Genomic DNA, 874 nt, shown 5'->3' on the forward strand with positions numbered 1-874 from the left:
TAACCATGCGGCTTTTCAACCGTGCCATAGTCCTTGCTGACCTTGGCCCAGATCGGCTCATCGCCCATGACATCGGCGTCGGTGGCATCGACGATGAAGGAGACGCGGCGCAGCTTTGGCCCCTCGGCCTGTTCCTTGGCAGCGGCCTCGCGGCCGATGAAGTCGTTCTTCTCGAGCTTGATGAAGCGGTCCATCGCGCCTTCGAACGGTCCATAGATCGGCCGCAACTCGCGGAACCAGGTCGGAAAATTCTTTTCGAGGCGCATGGAGAGCAGCGCGCGCATGCCGAAATCGACAAGGCCGAATTCCTCGCCTGCGTCCTTGATCGCTTTGTAAACCAGGCGCTCGTAGGCCGGTGCCATCCAGATTTCATAGCCGAGGTCGCCGGTGTAGGTGATGCGGTTGACCATGCAAGGCGCCCCGCCAACCGCCATCTCGCGGAAATCCATGAAGCGGAAGGCTTTTGTCGAGACATCGACATCGACCAATTTCTGCAGCAAGTCACGTGACTTCGGCCCTGCGATCGACAGGCCGACCAGCGTCTGGTCGAAGCGGTGGATGCGCACCGTTCCGTCCTTCGGTAGATGCTTCTCGAACCAGCGCATGTGGTATTTCTGCGCCGCCGAGGAACCCCAGATCATGAAGCGGTCTTCTGCCGCCTTGGCGATGGTGAAGTCGCCAATCAGCTTGCCGAATTCGTTGAGCATCGGCGTCAGCACGATGCGGCGGGTCTTCGGCATGCGGTTGGTCATCAGCCGGTTGAGGAAATCCTCGGCTGCGGGTCCCGAGACTTCGTATTTGGCAAAATTGGCGATCTCGGTGACACCGACACGCTCACGCGTGGCGCGCACTTCCTCGCCGATCGGCCCAAAAT

General features: G+C 60.1%; 1 protein-coding gene. It reads right to left on the bottom strand.

Annotated features, from left to right (window positions below; all coding sequences use genetic code 11):
• The coding region (locus EN750_RS36690) for an aminomethyltransferase family protein (protein ID WP_145968306.1) at positions 1 to 874 on the bottom strand (874 nt) is incomplete at both ends.

This window comes from Mesorhizobium sp. M7A.F.Ca.ET.027.03.2.1, from assembly GCF_003999175.1.
GTDB lineage: Bacteria > Pseudomonadota > Alphaproteobacteria > Rhizobiales > Rhizobiaceae > Mesorhizobium.